Annotated in this window: 2 pseudogenes; one reads left to right on the top strand and one right to left on the bottom strand. The window is 61.7% G+C overall.

The features are described from left to right. Nucleotides 1-41: 41 nt before the first annotated feature. Nucleotides 42-799 (bottom strand): annotated as a pseudogene (locus AC1DWF_RS32570) (IS5 family transposase). A gap of 81 nt (nt 800-880) precedes the next feature. Here AC1DWF_RS32570 and AC1DWF_RS32565 point away from each other — a divergent pair. Beyond that, a pseudogene (locus tag AC1DWF_RS32565) lies at nt 881-1,016 on the top strand (FMN-binding negative transcriptional regulator); the annotation flags it as partial.

Genomic DNA, 1,016 nt, shown 5'->3' with positions numbered 1-1,016 from the left:
GAATCATGCTCTCAAAACAACAAGCTAGGACGGATCGACATTCAGGTCATCCAGATCATGGCTGCGGCGAGTTGAACGAAGCCGAGGAAATGGATGGTTCTGCGCTCATAGCGCGTGGCCAGGCGCCGGAAGTGCTTGAGCTTGTTGAAGCATCTCTCGATGCGGTTGCGGTGCTGATACAGAGCAGCGTCGTGCGGGATGGGCCGCTTTCGGTTGCGCTTCGATGGGATCACCGCCTCGGCGCCCATGTCAGCGATCAGAGCGCGTAACGCATTGCCGTCATAGGCTTTGTCAGCCAACACGGCATCAGCATGCTGGCCTTCGAGCAGAGCCGGTGCCGTCGTGATGTCGCTGGCCTGGCCGGGAGTGACGATGAGGCGCAGCGGCCGGCCGAGCGTGTCCGCAAGCATGTGGATCTTGGTCGTCAGTCCACCTCGGGAACGCCCCAGCGCCTGGTCCTTGGCCCCCCTTTTCCGCTGGCCGCCTGCTGATGAGCGCGCACGATGGTGCTGTCGATCATCAGATACCGATTGTCGCGATCGGCTGTCAGGGCTTCGAACACCCGCTCCCAGACACCCGCATGGCACCAGCGGCTGAAGCGTTTATGCACCGACTTCCATTTGCCGTAGCGCTCCGGCAGGTCCTCCCAGTGCGCACCCGACCGCAGCACCCACAGACATCCGTTCACGAACAGCCGGTTATCCGAGCCAGTCCGGCCCGGATCGCCAGCCTTACCAGGCACCAAGCCCGCAATACGTGACCATTGTCCTTCGCTCAACTCGTAACGCTTGATCCCCATCGGCCACTCCGTGATGAAACACGGAGACCCATGAATCAGACATCACGCCGTTTCGAAATCCTGAATGTCGATCGGCCCTAGATCTCCAACGACTGGTACGCGATGCCCGACAACGTCTCGACCTGGCTCTATGAGGCGGTCCATCTCACCGGTTCTGCCCGCCGGCAGGAGCTTGCAGGCAACCGCGCGCATGGTGACGCGCTGCTCGCCATCGCCG

The sequence above is a fragment of the Aminobacter sp. P4_D5 genome, from assembly GCF_056401815.1.
Note: the sequence above shows the minus strand (reverse complement) of the source record. Positions and strands in the feature narration are given on the sequence as shown.